13 protein-coding genes are annotated in these 15,761 nt (G+C 67.2%); 6 read left to right on the top strand and 7 right to left on the bottom strand.

Annotated elements, in window-relative coordinates; genetic code table 11:
- Positions 1 to 39: 39 nt before the first annotated feature.
- Both ACWDTF_RS03895 and nrdR read left to right on the top strand, forming a co-directional pair.
- Positions 40 to 591, top strand: a complete 552-nt coding sequence (locus ACWDTF_RS03895; RefSeq protein WP_449753977.1) for a LysM peptidoglycan-binding domain-containing protein — start codon at positions 40 to 42, stop codon at positions 589 to 591.
- 100 nt (positions 592 to 691) lie between these two features.
- Positions 692 to 1,192: a transcriptional regulator NrdR gene (gene nrdR / locus ACWDTF_RS03900; protein WP_240856980.1), complete on the top strand. Its 501-nt coding sequence runs from the start codon at positions 692 to 694 to the stop codon at positions 1,190 to 1,192.
- Here the strand turns inward: nrdR and hrpA are convergent.
- Positions 1,166 to 5,101 (bottom strand): ATP-dependent RNA helicase HrpA, encoded by a 3,936-nt coding sequence (gene hrpA / locus ACWDTF_RS03905; protein ID WP_449753978.1) that lies wholly within the window; start codon positions 5,099 to 5,101, stop codon positions 1,166 to 1,168. The genes nrdR and hrpA overlap by 27 nt on opposite strands.
- Before the next feature lie 92 nt (positions 5,102 to 5,193).
- Here hrpA and ACWDTF_RS03910 point away from each other — a divergent pair, with 92 nt between their 5' ends.
- Positions 5,194 to 6,423 carry an aminotransferase family protein gene (locus tag ACWDTF_RS03910; protein ID WP_449753979.1) on the top strand — a complete coding sequence of 410 codons (1,230 nt, stop codon included), beginning with the start codon at positions 5,194 to 5,196 and terminating at the stop codon, positions 6,421 to 6,423.
- A gap of 82 nt (positions 6,424 to 6,505) precedes the next feature.
- Here ACWDTF_RS03910 and ACWDTF_RS03915 read toward each other — a convergent pair whose 3' ends face one another.
- From ACWDTF_RS03915 to ACWDTF_RS03925, 3 genes are all read right to left on the bottom strand, one after another.
- Positions 6,506 to 7,369: a DUF4190 domain-containing protein gene (locus tag ACWDTF_RS03915; protein ID WP_355279627.1), complete on the bottom strand. Its 864-nt coding sequence runs from the start codon at positions 7,367 to 7,369 to the stop codon at positions 6,506 to 6,508.
- Between the two features lie 218 nt (positions 7,370 to 7,587).
- Positions 7,588 to 8,121 carry an alkyl hydroperoxide reductase gene (locus ACWDTF_RS03920; RefSeq protein ID WP_449753980.1) on the bottom strand — a complete coding sequence of 178 codons (534 nt, stop codon included), beginning with the start codon at positions 8,119 to 8,121 and terminating at the stop codon, positions 7,588 to 7,590.
- Between the two features lie 11 nt (positions 8,122 to 8,132).
- Positions 8,133 to 8,720 carry a peroxiredoxin gene (locus ACWDTF_RS03925; RefSeq protein WP_449753981.1) on the bottom strand — a complete coding sequence of 196 codons (588 nt, stop codon included), beginning with the start codon at positions 8,718 to 8,720 and terminating at the stop codon, positions 8,133 to 8,135.
- 135 nt (positions 8,721 to 8,855) lie between these two features.
- Between ACWDTF_RS03925 and ACWDTF_RS03930 the strand changes: the two genes are divergently transcribed.
- Positions 8,856 to 9,797 (top strand): hydrogen peroxide-inducible genes activator, encoded by a 942-nt coding sequence (locus tag ACWDTF_RS03930; protein ID WP_449753982.1) that lies wholly within the window; start codon positions 8,856 to 8,858, stop codon positions 9,795 to 9,797.
- On the opposite strand, the gene ACWDTF_RS03935 is transcribed toward ACWDTF_RS03930, so the two are convergent.
- The gene (locus ACWDTF_RS03935; protein WP_240856987.1) at positions 9,759 to 11,888 is read right to left on the bottom strand and encodes a DEAD/DEAH box helicase; all 2,130 of its coding nucleotides are present in this window, start codon (positions 11,886 to 11,888) and stop codon (positions 9,759 to 9,761) included. The genes ACWDTF_RS03930 and ACWDTF_RS03935 overlap by 39 nt on opposite strands.
- Entirely contained in the window at positions 11,885 to 12,913 is a 1,029-nt protein-coding gene (locus ACWDTF_RS03940; protein WP_240856988.1) for a PAC2 family protein, read from the bottom strand. The genes ACWDTF_RS03935 and ACWDTF_RS03940 overlap by 4 nt, the downstream gene beginning before the upstream one ends.
- 234 nt (positions 12,914 to 13,147) lie before the next feature.
- Between ACWDTF_RS03940 and ACWDTF_RS03945 the strand changes: the two genes are divergently transcribed.
- Positions 13,148 to 13,834 (top strand): hypothetical protein, encoded by a 687-nt coding sequence (locus tag ACWDTF_RS03945; protein WP_240856989.1) that lies wholly within the window; start codon positions 13,148 to 13,150, stop codon positions 13,832 to 13,834.
- 123 nt (positions 13,835 to 13,957) lie between these two features.
- Complete coding sequence (locus tag ACWDTF_RS03950; RefSeq protein ID WP_240856990.1) at positions 13,958 to 15,049, top strand: DUF4192 domain-containing protein; 1,092 nt, start codon at positions 13,958 to 13,960, stop codon at positions 15,047 to 15,049.
- A gap of 12 nt (positions 15,050 to 15,061) precedes the next feature.
- Here ACWDTF_RS03950 and ACWDTF_RS03955 read toward each other — a convergent pair whose 3' ends face one another.
- Entirely contained in the window at positions 15,062 to 15,745 is a 684-nt protein-coding gene (locus ACWDTF_RS03955; protein ID WP_240856991.1) for a metal-dependent transcriptional regulator, read from the bottom strand.
- Positions 15,746 to 15,761 lie beyond the last annotated feature (16 nt).

A 15,761-nucleotide genomic window follows, 5' to 3' on the forward strand; every position in this document is an offset into this window, starting at 1 on the left:
TACCCGGCACAACCGCCACGAGCACCCCCGGAGGCCAGCATGACCAGCGCGACACTCACCCGTTCGGGCCGCGCCCGCACCAGCGTGGACTCGACCATTGTCACCACTCGTAAGGCGGCCGGCACGCCGCTGCGGACGCAGCCCGCGCCGCGCGGCATCACGCGGCCGACCGGCCGGCCGATCGGGCAGACCAGCCCGGCAGGTCGCGCCGACGCGCCGATGCCGGGGGTCGCGCCGACCTCGACGCGGTGCGGCGAGGCGGTGGGGCGTCGCGGGTCCAAACGGCCCGCATCCGCCGTGTACGCGCGTCGGCGTGCCACCGCGCTCGGGGTGCTCGCCGGTCTCGCGCTCGCGGTGTCGGTGTGGGTGATCGGCATCGTCGGCAACAACTACGCCGAGTCGCAGACCCCGTCGCCGACGAGTACCCAGGTGACGCACGTGCGGGCGGGTGACTCGCTGAGCACCATTGCGGCGCGGGTGGCGCCGGACGTTCCGCGCCAAGTGGTCATCGACGAGATTCTGGAGCTGAATGACCTGGAGTCCAGCGGACTTCGGGTCGGGCAGCCACTGCTGACACCCGCGTACCGCTGATCGGCGGGCGGTATCCTCGATGTCACAGGGACCGGTCGGGAACCGACCCGGCGTACGACTCGCATGTGCCGCCGTGTCCCGCGACAGGCGTGAGGATCACATGCGCTGCCCCTTCTGCAAGAACGAGGACACCAAGGTCATCGACTCGCGTGTCGCCGACGAGGGGCAGGCCATCCGGCGGCGTCGGGCGTGCGTTGAGTGCGGCCGCCGCTTCTCCACGGTGGAGAGCGCGGTGCTCGCCGTGGTGAAACGCAACGGCGTGACCGAACCGTTCAGTCGGGAAAAGGTGATGCGCGGGGTCCGTCGCGCATGTCAGGGGCGCGAGGTCGGCGACGACGACCTCGCACAGTTGGCGCAACAGGTGGAAGACGCCGTCCGCGCCAGCGGTTCGGCCGAGATCCCGAGCAACGAGGTCGGTCTCGCGATCCTCGGACCGCTGCGCAACCTCGACGAGGTGGCCTACCTGCGCTTCGCCTCGGTGTACCGGTCGTTCGATTCGCTCGACGACTTCCAGCGTGAGATCGACGACCTCCAAGGCCGTTCGGTCGCAACGAATGGCGCCGATACCAAGGTGTCAGCCGAGTCTGTCCAGGGTTCGTAGCGCCCTTTTCTCGGATACGGGGTACGCGGTTCCGATGCGCTGGGCGAACACACCCACCCGCAGTTCCTCGACGAGCCAGTGGGCTTCTTCGTTGACCGCGTCCCGCCTGGCCGCCGACACCTGCGCGAGACGCTGATTCCAGCGTTGGGTCACGCGGTCGATGACCGCGACGCCTTCCTGGTCGCGTGCCGCCGATGCGGGCAGCGCTGCCAACCTGGTCTGTGCGGCGAGAAGGTAGCGCGGCAACTCGGACAGGTGAGTACGCCCGGTGACGCGGACGAATCCGTCGAACACCAGGTCGTCGATCTGTTCGGCGACGTCGTCGGCTGCCACCGAACCCGCGTGTTGGTCGATCAGCGTGCGCACCGGGGCGAGGGCCCGAAGGGTCGCCACGGCGAGAGCGAAGTACTCGGGTGCGGCGGCCAGGGCTGCCGGCTGTATCCGCGCGCGCACGGTCTCGAACTCGGCGGGAGTGCGGACGGCGGCAACGGCGGCGGACGCATCAGCCATCTGGTCGCGGATCGCGCGTCGCGTGCAGTCGGCGGTGAGGTCCTCGATCCTGCGGTAGGGGCTCTGGCTCAAGGCGAGTCTGTCGGCCCCGGCCAGAGAGCCGACGACCTTCTTCGACAGCGGCGGGATGGCGATGTCGAGCAGGGCCGCGACGCCTTCGAAAACGAGCCGATCACGCTCCTGCGGGGACGTCGCGTCGGTACGGACGACGGCACGCGAGGCGCCGGTCGCGTCGGTCACCGCCGTGATCGCGGGGTAGCGGGTCAGTTCTTGACCGGCGATCTTCACCTGCGAGCTGTGTGGGAGCGAACCGATCCCGTCGGCCGTCCACGCGGTGAACTCGCGCCGGACGATCGGCTCCGGGGTGGTGCTCCGACGATGTCGGCGTTGGAGATCGGTGAGCGAGTCGTCGGTGTCGACGATGGCGCCCGTCGCATCGGCGAGCGCAAAATGCACGCGCAGGTGTGCCGGTAGCCGGTCGGGGACGAAATCGTCGGCGGCCACCGTGGTTCCGACGATGGTGGTCAGCTCCCGGGCCAGTCCGGACACGATCGGTTCGGACCGTGGTTTCAGTTGGGACAGAGCGAGTTCGGCGAACCGCCCGGCGGGCGACATCGTCTTGCGCAGATGCTTGGGCAGCGTCTTGACCAGCGCGGTGGCCAATTCCGATCGCAGGCCCGGCACCGTCCAGTCGAAGCCCGCGGACCGGATGTGGCCCAGCAGTGCTTCCGGAATGACCACGGTCACGCCGTCATCCGTGGCCGCCGGATCGAACCGGTACCGCAATTCGAGTCGTGCGTCGCCCTGTTGCCATGCGCCGGGAAAGTCCGCGTCGGCGACCGAGGTGTCGGCGCCGACGTCGGCGGCAGTGAGATCGAGCAGATCCGGCCGATCGCGGCGTGCGCGCTTCCACCAGGTGTCGAAGTGGCGGGCCGAGGTGACCTCGGCTCCGATGCGCTGATCGTAGAAATCGTAGAGTTGATCCTCGGTGATGACGAGATCGCGTCGGCGGACTCGGTGTTCGACGTCGGCGGCCGCCTCGAGCAGTTCGCGGTTGCGGTGGAAGAAGGAGTGATCGGTGCGCCAGTCGCCCTCGACCAGCGCGTGGCGGATGAACAACTCGCGGGACGTGACCGGATCGATCGGCCCGTACACGACCCGTCGTCGAGCAACCAGGGTGACGCCGTAGAGCGTGACCCGGTCGTAGGCCATCGCCGCGCCCCGTTTTGCCGACCAATGCGGCTCGCTGTAGGTGTGCTTGACCAGGCTGCCGGCGACCCGTTCCACCCACAGCGGGTCGATCCCGGCCACGGTGTGCGCGAAAAGCCGTGAGGTCTCCAGGATTTCGGCGGCCATGAGGAAGGCGGGCGGTTTCCGCGCAAGGGCCGAACCCGGGAAGATCATCAGCGTGGTGCCGCGGGCTCCCGTGTATTCGCGGCCCTCGGAATTGCGCACAGCGATGTTGCTGAGCAGTCCGGACAGGACCGCTCGGTGGATGGCGTCCGCGTCGGGTTCGGTCGGCGTGGTCGGCCAGTCGAGTTCGCCGACGATCTCGCGCAGTTGACGGGTCAGATCGCGCCATTCGCGGATGCGTAGATAGTGGAGGTACTCGCGTTCGCACATCCTGCGAAACGTGTTGCCGGACAGCTCATTCCGCTTCTCCTGGAGATAGCGCCACAGCTCCAGGTAGGCCAGGAAATCCGAATTGGGCACCGCGAAGCGGCGATGTGCGGTGTCGGCGGCCTCGCGGTGATCGGCGGGCCGTTCACGAACGTCGGGCAGCGACAGGGCGGCCGCCAGGACGACGAGGTGGTCGAGACATCCGAGTTCGTGTCCCGCGATCAGCATTCGGGCGATGCGAGGGTCGACCGGGAGCCGCGCCATCGAGCGGCCGACCGAGGTGAGTCGCGGGGGCCCGCCTGCCTTGTCGGACTGTTCGATCGCCCCGAGTTCGGTGAGCACGGCCATACCGTCGCGGATCGCGCGATCGTCGGGCGGCTGCACGAACGGGAAGTCGGCGATGGGGCCAAGGCGCAGCGACGTCATCTGCAGGATGACCGCGGCGAGGTTGGTCCGCAAGATCTCGGGATCGGTGAAGGCCGGTCGTGCGTCGAAGTCGTCCTCGCTGTAGAGGCGGATGCAGATGCCGGGCGCGACACGACCGCAGCGTCCGGCACGTTGACGGGCGCTGGCCTGTGAGATCGCTTCGACGGGAAGGCGACTGACCTTGGTGCGGGTCGAGTATCGGCTGATGCGTGCGGTGCCGGAGTCCACGACGTAGCGGATGCCGGGGACGGTGACGGAGGTCTCGGCGACGTTGGTGGCCAAGACGATGCGACGTCCGTCCGAGGGTGCGAACACCCGCTGTTGATCGGCGACCGACAGCCGCGCATACAGCGGGACGATCTCTGCACCCGCAGAAGCTCTGCGCCGCAGAGCATCCGACGCGTCGCGGATATCACGCTCGGTGGGCAGGAAGACCAGCACGTCGCCACGGCCGGCCGACCACAGCTCGTCGATCGCGGCATCGATGCCCTGGAACAGGTCGAGGTCGGCGTGCTCGCCTCCACCGCCCTCGTCGCCGCTGTCGGGTCGTTCACGCAGGGTGAGTGGGCGGTAGCGCACGTCGACCGGGTAGGTGCGCCCCGACACCTCGATCACCGGCACCGGAGCGTCGGCCGTGGTGAAATGCCGTGCGAACCGATCGGGTTCGATGGTGGCCGAGGTGATGATCACCTTGAGGTCTGGGCGGCGCGGGAGCAGCCGGCGCAGGTATCCGAGAATGAAGTCGATGTTGAGGCTGCGTTCATGCGCCTCGTCGACGATCAGCGTGTCATAGCGGCGCAACAGCGGATCGGCCGCGATCTCGCGCAGCAGAATCCCGTCGGTCATCACCCGTACCAGGGTGTCGGCGCCCGATCTGTCGGTGAATCGCACGGAGTACCCGACCGCGTCGCCGAGTTTGGTGTTGGTTTCGTCGGCGATGCGCCGGGCGACCGAGCTCGCCGCAATGCGGCGTGGCTGGGTATGCCCGATCATGCCGCGCACACCGCGTCCGAGTTCCAGGCAGATCTTCGGGAGCTGCGTGGTCTTACCCGAACCGGTCTCGCCGGCGATCACCACGACCTGATGTGCGTCGATCGCGTCCCGGATCTCGTCGCGGGCGGCCGATATGGGCAGTTCGGGTGGGAAGTGGAGGTCGGGCACGGATGCTCGTCGGGCGTCGATTCGACGACGTGCGGCCTGCACCGCACCGAGGAGCTGCTGCCAGGCGTCGGACGTGGGTGCCGACCCGAGTTTGTCGGCGCGCCGACGCAGCCGATGACCGTCGACGACGGTCAGTTCGCGCAGCGCGGTGCGCAGGGCCGCGCGATCGGCGTCGGTTGGGGTCGCGGTCATGGTCTGTCCAGAATAGTGAGCGCGGTGCAGGCCGTTGCCCGTCGGTGGGCGTTGTGGTCCCGCCGTGCCGGGCATCCGGCATGATTGGCGGCATGGCTGATGCGTTGTGGCATGGATTCGCCGACATGGGTGCGGTGAGGGCGAGCGGTCCGTTCGTTGTGGTGCGTGGCGAGGGCACCCGGATCTGGGACCGCGAGGGGAACAGGTATCTCGACGCGACAGCGGGACTGTGGTTCACCAACGTCGGTCACGGGCGCGCAGAGATCGGCGCGGCGGTGGCGGATCAGCTTTCCACGCTCGCGCACTACTCGGGATTCGGCGATTTCACGTCGGATGTGACGCTGGCGCTGGCCGAACGTCTCGCCGCGATCGCGCCGGTCGCGGGCAGCAAGATCTTCTTCACCTCGGGTGGCAGCGACTCGGTGGACAGCGCCGCCAAGCTGGCCCGGCGCTACTGGCACGAGCGCGGGCGGCCGGAGAAGGAGATCATTGTCGGCCGGACCAAGGCCTACCACGGAATGCACGTTGCGGGAACGGCACTGGCCGGGATTCCGGTGAACCGTGAAGGCTACGGCGAGCTGATGCCGGCCGCGGAAACCGTCGAATGGGACAACGCGAAGAGCTTGCTGGGACTCATCGAGCGGCTCGGCGCCGATCGGATCGCCGCATTCTTCTGCGAGCCCATCATCGGAGCCGGCGGAATCTATCTCCCGCCCGACGGCTACCTGACCGAGGTGCGTCAGATCTGTCGCGACCATGACGTGCTCTTCGTGGCCGACGAGGTGGTCACGGGGTTCGGCCGCATCGGCGGCGACTCCTGGTTCGCATCGTCGCGACTCGGTCTGGAGCCGGACATGATGACCACGGCGAAGGGGCTCACCTCCGGTTACGTCCCGATGGGCGCGGTGTTCGTCGCGCCGCATGTCGCCGAACCCTTCTTCGCCGGCGGGGTCTGGTGGCGCCACGGCTATACCTACGGCGGTCACGCGGGCGCGGCGGCGGCGGCGATGGCGAACCTCGACATCATCGAACGGGAGGGGCTGCTCGCCGAGGCGGCCCGCCTCGAGAAGGATCTCGCCGCGGCGCTGGCTCCGCTCGCCGAACTGGACTCGGTGACCGAGGTGCGGACGGGGCTCGGGGCGGTCTCGGCCGTCCAACTCGCCGACCCCACACAGGCAATCGGAATGATCTCGAAATTGCGCGAGCACGGAGTGAGCGGGCGCGCCGCCGGGCAGGGCGCGCTCCAGATCTCGCCCGCGTTCGTGATGACCACCGAAGAGGTCGGCGAACTCGCCGACCGCATGCGTGCCGCACTGAGTTGACGCATATGCGCGCCGCACTGAGTTGACGCATGCGTGCCGCACTGAGTTGACGCATGCGTGCCGCACTGGGCTGATCAGGCGATCACAGCGGGGTGAGGCACAGGACGACGTTGTAGCGGAAGTACGACGACGGACCGATCTGCACCCAGTTTCCGTTGCAGCTGCTGGTGTTGTCGGTGCGCAGGTAGACCCGGTCCGTGGCTGCCGACGACCCGCACGACGTCCGATAGAACGCGGTGAGCTGGCTTCCGTTGGCCTCTCGGTGGATGCACGCGCCGACATCGGTGGTGCGGATCTCGTTGGCGATGGTGTTCGACGGGTCCGGCGTGTACGCGGGGGGACTCGTCACCCCGGGTTCGGCCGTCGTCGAGTATGTGTAGGTGGTTGACGGGTACGAGTAGGTCGTGCTGGTTTCTGTGGTCTCTGTTGTCTCGGTGGTGGATTCGGTCGTCGTGCTCGACTTGCCGGCCGCGGTGGTCGACTCCTCGTCGTTGCCGGATCCGATCGCGCCCGTCAGAACGAGTACCAGCGCGACGACACCGACGACCGTGAACAGGTAGCCGATCACGAGCGCGGCGATCGCGAGCGGACCACCCTTTTGGTGATTGCGTTTGATCTCGGACAGCGAGAAATGCCCGAGGACGATGCCCACCGGCGCGACGATGAATGCCGAGATCAGCGCCGCGATCGCCAGACCGTTGGTGCCGCCCTGCGGTTGCGGACCGCCGTACCCGGGAGGCTGCTGCCCGTAACCCGGATAGCCCGGAGCGACATAGCCGTACGGATCGGGTTGCTGGTACGAGGAAGTCGGGGCGTACGGATCGTTCGGCGGCTGTGGATTGCCGTACGGTGCCTGATTGCCGTACGGATGCGGTGAACCGCCGGGACCGGTGGGCGGACGCCCTTGATTCCAGTGCTGATTGCCCGGATCGTTCGGGTAGGTCACCAGTACCAGTCCTCTCTGTGCATGCCTGCGCGTCTCACCGTGCCGGCGAGATCACGCTCGCACCGTGGATCGTCGCACAGAAATCCTTCTCAGTCTGTCATGCGCTGCCGCGGATCGGTGTCCGCCGCACGGTCGACATCAAAGCAATGATGCCCCGGTCTCGTGGATTCGAGACCGGGGCCCCGCTGTCACTTGTCGACCGTGCGGTGTGCGGTGATTCAGACGCCGGCAAGGACCTCGGTGGTGGTGAGGGCCTGCGCGACACCGGCGACGATCGAGGCGACCTTCAGGGATTCCAGGATCGCCTCACGCTCGACACCCGCTTCACGCAGTGTGTTCTCGTGAGCTGCGACGCAGTGGCCGCAGCCATTGATCGACGACACGGCGAACGACCACAGTTCGAAAAGGGCCTTGTCGACGCCGGGGTTGCGGATGATGTTCATCCGCAGTCCGGGGCGCAGATCGTCGTAGCGACCGTCGAGAAATCCGCGGCCACGGTAGAAGACGTTGTTCATGCCCATGATCGACGCTGCGCCGAGGGCCGCGTTGTACGCGTCGGCCGACAGCGTATCGGCCGCCTCGTCGGCGATCTCGCTGAGCACCTTGGCATTACGGGTCGCTGCTGCGGTTGACAGCAGGGTGCCCCAGAGCTGTTCCTCGTTCAGCACAGTGGTGCGGCTGATCGATCCGAGGTTGAGCTTGAGGTCCTTCGCGTACTCGGGCAGGGCTTCCTTGAGATTATCGATACTCATGTCGTCTCCTCTCAGACGCCTGCGGCGAGCAGTTCGCCGGCGTCGATGGTGGGATCGCCCTTGCGCCAGTTGCAGGCGCAGAGTTCGTCGGACTGCAGGGCGTCGAGCACGCGCAGCACCTCGTCGACGTTGCGGCCCACCGAACCCGCCGTGACCGAGACGAACTGGATCTCGTTGTTCGGGTCGATGATGAAGGTGGCCCGGTCGGCGACACCATCGGCGTTGAGAACGCCTGCTGCGGTGGCGAGTTCGCGCTTGAGGTCGGACAGCATCGGGAACGGCAGCGTCTTGAGGTCCTCGTGCTGGGCACGCCACTGGAAGTGGACGAACTCGTTGTCCACCGATGCGCCGAGTACCTGGGCGTCACGGTCGGCGAACTCGTCGTTCAGCTTTCCGAACGCGGCGATCTCGGTCGGGCAGACGAAGGTGAAGTCCTTGGGCCAGAAGAAGACGATCCGCCACTTGCCGGGATGATCGTCGCTGGAAACGGTGGTGAAGTAGTCGTCGGGTGCCGAGGCGTTCACCTTCGAGAGATCGCCCCCGATCACGGCCGTCAGATTGTAGGCCGGAAATTGATCTCCGATTGTGAGCAATGCCATGGTCTTTCGCTCCTCCTGTGTCGTGGCGCACATGCTCGGCCCCACGAGCGAAGTCGTTACGTGTTACTGACGAGTACCATCGTGCCGGAATTTCAGTGAAAGCGAAACGTGATGAGTAGCACTAGACTAATAGGCATGACCGATCGAACTTATCAGCCGTCGGTGGCCGGGCTGCGAGCGTTTGCGGCTTTGGCCCGGCGCCGCCACTTCGGTGCGGCCGCAGGCGATCTGGGCGTGAGCCAGCCCTCACTGTCGCAGGCGCTGGCTGCATTGGAGACCGGTCTCGGGGTCACTCTGATCGAGCGGACCACGCGGCGAGTGTTCGTCACCACCGAGGGGGAGCGACTCCTTCCGAAAGCGATTGCGGTGATCGAATCCGTCGACGACTTCTTGGTCGAGGTGTCCGGCGTCGGCGAAACGCTCAGCGGCACTGTGCGACTCGGATTCATCCCGACCGTTGCGCCCTACGTGTTGCCGACCGTTCTCCGGGGGTTGGCACAGCAGCGACCCGAACTGACCCTTCGCGTCGTCGAAGACCAGACGGCACGACTGGTGGATCAGCTACGCGAGGGCAGCCTCGACGCGGCGGTTCTCGCGCTGCCCGCCGAGATCCCCGGAATGGCCGAGATTCCGATGTACCACGAGGATTTCGTCCTCGCGCTGCCGGCCGACCACGCACTCGCAGGCCGTAAGCGGGTGGATCCGGCCGCGCTCGCCGACCTGCCCTTGTTGCTGCTCGACGAAGGTCACTGTCTGCGCGATCAAGCCTTGGAGGTGTGCCGGATCGCCGGCGTGCGGCCCGATCTCGGGCACACGCGGGCCGCCTCCCTCGCAACGGCGGTGCATTGCGTCACCGGCGGTCTCGGTGTGACCTTGATACCGCAGACGGCGGTGGCCTCGGAGACGGCCGGGGGCGGTCTGGCCACCGCCACGTTTGCCTCGCCGCGGCCGGGACGGCGCATCGGCCTCGTCTTCCGCCGATCGGCCCACCGGGAGGACGCTTACCGCGAACTCGCCGGCATCATCGCCGACGTCGTGTCAGCCGCTGGTGCTGTCCGCAGGGAGTTCGCCGGCTGACAGGGCCTCCCACTCGTCGACGAGACTGGAGTCGACATCGCGGACCATGGTGCCCAGTCGGGTCACGATCGACGCGACGTCATCGGTGATCACCGATGTCGGAACACCGTGGCGCAGTACGCGATAGCAATCGGACAGGTAGCGCAGCACGACGCCCTCGCTGCGGGTGAGTCCGTACACCGAGATGAGTTCGGTGAAGGTCATCGACCGTTCGAGCATCTCGCGCAGCACCGATTTCGGCGACGGTGGTGTGGAACCCACCCACGGCGCTCCGGCCCGATACACCTCGAAGGCATAACCGATCTCCTCGGCGAGCGGTTGCGGCCAGGTGATCTCCTCCAGCCGGGTCATGCGCTCCTCGTACTCGACGCCGTCGGCCTTCATCTCGGCGATGGCCTTGTCGCGCGCGACCTTTCGCTGTGCGATCAGCACCGGGCGAGGATCCTCCAGGGTCGATTCGAGCACCGAGACGACGTCGAGTGCGTGGTCAGGTGAGTCTGTGTCGAGGAGTTCGAAGGCGGCCAGCGCGAAGGCCGACAGCGGATTGGTGAGCGCGAAGTTCTTCGGCATGTCCACGTTGAAGGCCACGTATCTGCCGGTGGCGTCGGGCTCGTCGAGTTGCACCACGATGCCCGCGTCACGCAGGCCACGATAAAGAGCGATGGTGTGCCGGATGTGCCGCAGCTGGCGATCGCGGGGTTCGTGGTTGGCCTCGAGGAGGTGGCGCACCGCGGAGAAACAGTCACCGGGTCGGTTGAGGACCTCCAGCAGCATGGCGATGGTCATCCGGAAGTGTGATCGCAGCGGTTCGTCGGGCGCGTCGACGAGAGCCGTGAAGGTCTTCTCGCCCCAGGACACGAATCCCTCGGGCGGCTTCTTGCGGACGAGTTTGCGCAGCTTCTTGGGGTCGTCACCTGCCTTGGCGACGGCGCGCGCATTCTCCACGTCGTGCTCGGGCGCCTGGGCGACGACGTATCCGACCGAGTCGAAGCCGGCGCGGCCGGCACGGCCCGCGATCTGGTGGAACTCGCGGGCGCGCAGCCGACGCACACGATTGCCGTCGAACTTGCTGAGACCGGCGAACAGCACTGTGCGGATGGGCACGTTGATCCCGACGCCCAGGGTGTCGGTCCCGGCGATGACCTGCAGCAACCCTTGCTGGGCAAGCCTTTCCACGAGTCTGCGGTAGCGCGGCAGCATACCGGCGTGATGGACGCCGATGCCCGCGCGGAGCAGCTTGGAGAGGGTGTTGCCGAATCCGGTGTGGAAACGGAAATCGCCGATCGCGGCAGCGATGGCCGCACGTTGTTCCTTGTCGCACAGGCGGACCGACAGCAATGCCTGCGCACGCTCGACCGCCGCCGCCTGCGTGAAATGCACGACGTAGACGGGCGCGCGTCCACGGGAGACGAGGTCCTCGATAGTCTCGTGGATCGGAGTCATCGAATACGCGTACTCGAGCGGGACCGGCCGGTGGGTTCCGGTGATGGCGGCGGTCTCTCGACCGGTCCGGCGGGTGAGGTCGTCGACGAAGAAGGAGATGTCACCGAGTGTCGCCGACATCAGCAGGAACTGCGTGTGCGGCAACTCGATCAGCGGAACCTGCCACGCCCAGCCACGATCCGACTCGCCGTAGTAATGGAATTCGTCGGCGACCAGAGTGCCGATGTCGCTGTCTTCGCCGTCGGACAGCGCAAGATTTGCCACGATCTCGGCGGTCGCGCAGATGATCGGCGCATCGGAGTTGACCGAGGCATCGCCGGTCATCAGGCCCACGGAGTCGGCGCCGAACATGCTGCACAGGTCGAAGAATTTCTCGCTCACCAGCGCCTTGATCGGTGCCGTGTAGAAGGCGCGCCGACCTGCGCACCGCGCGAAGTAGATCGCGCCGACGGCGACCAGGGACTTCCCGGATCCGGTCGGCGTGGCCAGGATGACGTTGCTGCCGGCGGCCAACTCGAACAGCGACTCTTCCTGATGCTCATAGAGGTCGAGCCCACCCTCGGCCCACCAACCGATGAATCGTTCCAGTGCCGCATCCTCGTCGGCGACCGGCTCCAGAAACGCTGGGGTTGCCGGGGCCCCGATCACATCGGAGATCGCGGTCCCTCGTTTCCGTCATCCGAGTCGGTGTCGAGGTTGCCATGATCGGTGCCGGCCTGCTCGGCCAGGAACCGCTCGAGTTCGGCGCCGAGTTCGTCACCACTGGGCAGCGACTCCTCCGCGGCGAGGAGCGACGCGCGTTCCTCCTGTGCCTGGGTGAACGAGTCGTACTGGGTTTCCAGCGCGGCGACCACCGACTCGATCTCGGAGTTCCCGGAGACCTCGTTGTCGATCTGGTCGCGCACCTTCTCCGCAGCGCTCTGCAGGGCCGCGATCGGCAGCTGGAGGCCGGTGAGCTCGGTGACCGCGGTCAACAGTCGGGCCGAGGCCGCCGGATAGTTCGTCTGCGCCAAGTAATGGGGGACATGGACGGACAGCCCGGCCGCCCGGTAGTCGTGCTGACCCATGCGCAGTTCCAGCAGCATCGAGGCGCTCGCCGGGAGCTTCATCGCCGAACCCCAACGCGGCAGGTCGCCCAGCGCGTCGGGGTCGCTGCCGTGCGCGGTGATCGACGGCGGACGGGTGTGCGGAACGGCCATCGGGATCGCGTTGAGACCGACCACGTCGGTGACTCCGAAATGATCGGACAGGCGGCGGACCGCGTCGACGAACTGTTCCCACCGCAGGTCGGGCTCCGAGCCGGACAGCAGCAGAAAGCCCTTGCCGTTGGTGTCGCGGATGGCGTGGATGGTCAGCTCGGGCATCTGCACGTCGGTGAAGGTCTCGCCGCTGAAACTGATCGTCGGCCGTCGCGACCGGTAGTCCATCAGTTCGTCGGAGGTGAAGGTGGCGACGAGTTCGGATTCGAGGCTGTCGCGCAGGTGTGTCGCGGCCAGCGCGACGGCATGTCCGGCATCGGCGAACCCCTCGAGGGCGTGGATCAGCACCGGTCCGGTGTCGCCGGTGCCCAGTTGAGGGGCCGGAAACGCCAGCTCGTACAGCGCGTTGGCCGTGTCGTCCGGGCCGGGAGCACCGTCGCCGTGTTGGTCCTTGCGTTCTTGTCGCTCGTCCATGGTCACCCTCCTCTCGTCACCTCGCCGCGCGTGGTCTTCCCCGCGTGGTCTTCCCATTGTCGCCCACCGGCCTCGGCCAGGGCCAATTGTGCTGGTCATTATGTGCTTTTAGAATCAACAACCCGTGGGTGTGGTCCCGGATTCCCGGCCGGCGACAATTCGCCGACATTGCGTCGGACACTGCGGAGTGTCGATGAGCGTCGCCGGGCGCGTGGTTTGGCACAGTAGAGCGTTGTGAACAAACGGCGCGGCGCATCGGCACTCCGATGGCGAGTGCGGTTACCGGCCATCGCAGCGCTGGGTGCGTGCCTCCTCCTCGGCGCGTGTGCGGTGAGCGGTGAGCCGGTGGCGGGGATGCCCGACCTGTCTGACCGTGCGGTCAATCCGGGCGATTTCCCGGCGGGCGGTGCCAGTCGCGTTCCGGACCCGGCACTTCCCGACGTGCTGGCCGACATCACCGGTCATCCGGGATCGGCGTCGGTGGTTCCTGCCTCGTGCCGACCCGGTGCGGTCATCTCGAGCGGTGCCGTGGTGCTGCTCGCGCCCGGTGCGCAGGAGCGGTCCACCTACACCGCCGCGATCGTCTACTCGCCGGCCGATCTCGCGCAACTGGGCACCCAGCTCGATGAGTGTCGGCGCTGGACGACCGGAACCGCGACCGCGTCGACACGCGTCACCGCCGAGGTGCTGCCCGCTCCTTCGGCGCCGGACGGAGTCGAGACCCTCGCGGTGCGCAGGACAATGGTGACCGGCGCGATTCCCAACATCCTGGTGACCAGCACGGTCACGCTGATCGGTCAGCGCGATGATGTACGCGTGTACGCCGAGTATCGCTGGCCATCGGCCGGACCGTTGCCGCCCGACGCCGGCAGCGGACTCGACGCGCTGTTCACCAAGGCGGTCGACGCGGCCTTTGGTTGATCGGCAGTTGGTTGATTGGCGCTTGGTTGATTGGCGCTGTGGACCGAATCTCGTTTGTGGACAGCCGATCCCGGACCGCGGCGAACGGCCGATGAGGGCGTAGGCCGCAGTGATGATGACGGCATGTCCTCATCGAAATCACGCTCGCGCCTCGACGCGGCATCGCTCCTGACCGCGATCCCGGCTCTGCTCGGGTTCATCCCCGAACGGTCGATCATCATCTTGTGCGTAGGCCCCGGGCGCACGGTCCGGGCGACGATGCGCCACGATCTGGCCGTCGACGACGACGGGACGCCGCAGCCGGCGCTGCTCCGGGTGTTCGCGGAGTTGGGCTCGATCTGCGCGCGGTACGGTGCGCGCGATCTGTTGGTGGCCATCGTCGACGACAGGTTCGCGCTCGACGATCCGTGCCATCGGCGCGTACTGGCCCTCGCCAATCGGGAGTTCTCGGCATCGGGAGGAGTGTCGATCGGTTTCGTCCTCAACGAATTCGACTGTGGTGCAGCGTGGTCGGTGGCGTGGCGGCCACGAGCGAACCGGCCGGCCCCGATCGCGGTGCCGAAGGCCGGTGCCGGCGTCCTCGCCGATCCGCGCACCTGCCCGACCGCGATAGCCACGGCCGTGTCGACGGGCAGGCGCCTGCTCTCGAGCCGCTCGGAGATGCAGCAGATGCTTGTCCCGTCGCCTCGGTGTGCCGAGCCCGTCTGCAACCACCTCGACGCACCGAACGAGCCGCTCGACGGTGTCGGCGCGCAGGACACTGCCGAACATCGGAGACTGCTCGCTCTGATCGTCGACCGGGTGCAGGCCGGTCCGCCGAAACTCGACTGCTCGACGCTGAACGAGCTCGAACGTGCCATCCTCACACTGCCGGTGCGTGATGCGGCGTTGGCGCTCGCCGTGACCGACCTGCGCGACGGTGCCGAGCTGCTCTGGCGCGAACTGACCCGGCGTCTGCAGAAGCAGGGCCGGGCGAGCGCGGCCACGATGCTCGCCCATCTGCACTACATCGGGGGTGAGGGTGCCTATGCCGGTGTTGCCCTCGACGCGGCGCTGGCCGCCGATCCCTCGTGGTCGTTGGCCGGTCTGCTCGATCGTGCGCTCCGGAACGGCATGCGGCCCAACACACTGTGGGAGATGATCGACGACTCTTACCGTGCCGCAGCGGAGTTGGGTGTGGTCATCCCGAATCCGACTCTGCGTGCCGTGGGTTGAATGCCCGTCGCCTCACACCTTGTCGACGAAGACCGAGTGCGCCATCTCGTTCGACAGGTTCAGGCCTTCGTGCCCGGGCGTGTCGATGGTGACGGTGCTCCCCGAGCAGGTGACGGTGACGCGGGCGTTCGGCACCACTCCGGCCTCACGCAGCTGGCCGATGAGTGCTGTGTCGGACTGCGCATGCTCGGACAGGCGTCGCACGATCACCGCGACCTTGTCGCCCTGCGGGAGGTCGGACAGTCGAGTCGCAGGCGCCTCGCTGCCGACGGGCTCGGCGCCGAGCGCTTCGAGACCCGGAATCGGGTTGCCGTACGGCGAGGTCGTCGGATTCTTGAGTACGGAGAGCAAACGGCGCTCGACGTTCTCACTCATGACGTGTTCCCAGCGGCACGCCTCTTCGTGAACCTCGTCCCACGGCATGCCGATGACGTCGACCAGCAGTCGTTCGGCCAGCCGGTGCTTGCGCATGACGGCGATCGCGAGTCCGCGGCCCTTGTCGGTGAGTTCGAGGTGGCGGTCGCCTGCCACGCGGAGCAGGCCGTCGCGTTCCATGCGCGCAACGGTCTGGGACACGGTCGGTCCGCTCTGTTCCAAACGCTCGGCGATACGTGCCCGCAGTGGCACGATGCCTTCCTCTTCGAGGTCGTAGATCGTCCGCAAGTACATCTCGGTGGTGTCAACCAGATCGTTCACTGTGCGCAGTCCCTTT

It is taken from the genome of Gordonia sp. NPDC003422 (assembly GCF_053588675.1).

Excerpts from the sequence above, each read along its gene's own strand:
- ACWDTF_RS03925 (WP_449753981.1), bottom strand. The coding sequence starts at position 8,720 with ATGGCATTGCTCACAATCGGAGATCAATTTCCGGCCTACAATCTGACG.
- ACWDTF_RS03910 (WP_449753979.1), top strand. The coding sequence starts at position 5,194 with ATGGCTGATGCGTTGTGGCATGGATTCGCCGACATGGGTGCGGTGAGG.
- ACWDTF_RS03895 (WP_449753977.1), top strand. The coding sequence starts at position 40 with ATGACCAGCGCGACACTCACCCGTTCGGGCCGCGCCCGCACCAGCGTG.
- ACWDTF_RS03940 (WP_240856988.1), bottom strand. The coding sequence starts at position 12,913 with ATGGACGAGCGACAAGAACGCAAGGACCAACACGGCGACGGTGCTCCC.
- nrdR (WP_240856980.1), top strand. The coding sequence starts at position 692 with ATGCGCTGCCCCTTCTGCAAGAACGAGGACACCAAGGTCATCGACTCG.
- ACWDTF_RS03930 (WP_449753982.1), top strand. The coding sequence starts at position 8,856 with ATGACCGATCGAACTTATCAGCCGTCGGTGGCCGGGCTGCGAGCGTTT.
- ACWDTF_RS03920 (WP_449753980.1), bottom strand. The coding sequence starts at position 8,121 with ATGAGTATCGATAATCTCAAGGAAGCCCTGCCCGAGTACGCGAAGGAC.
- hrpA (WP_449753978.1), bottom strand. The coding sequence starts at position 5,101 with ATGACCGCGACCCCAACCGACGCCGATCGCGCGGCCCTGCGCACCGCG.
- ACWDTF_RS03950 (WP_240856990.1), top strand. The coding sequence starts at position 13,958 with ATGTCCTCATCGAAATCACGCTCGCGCCTCGACGCGGCATCGCTCCTG.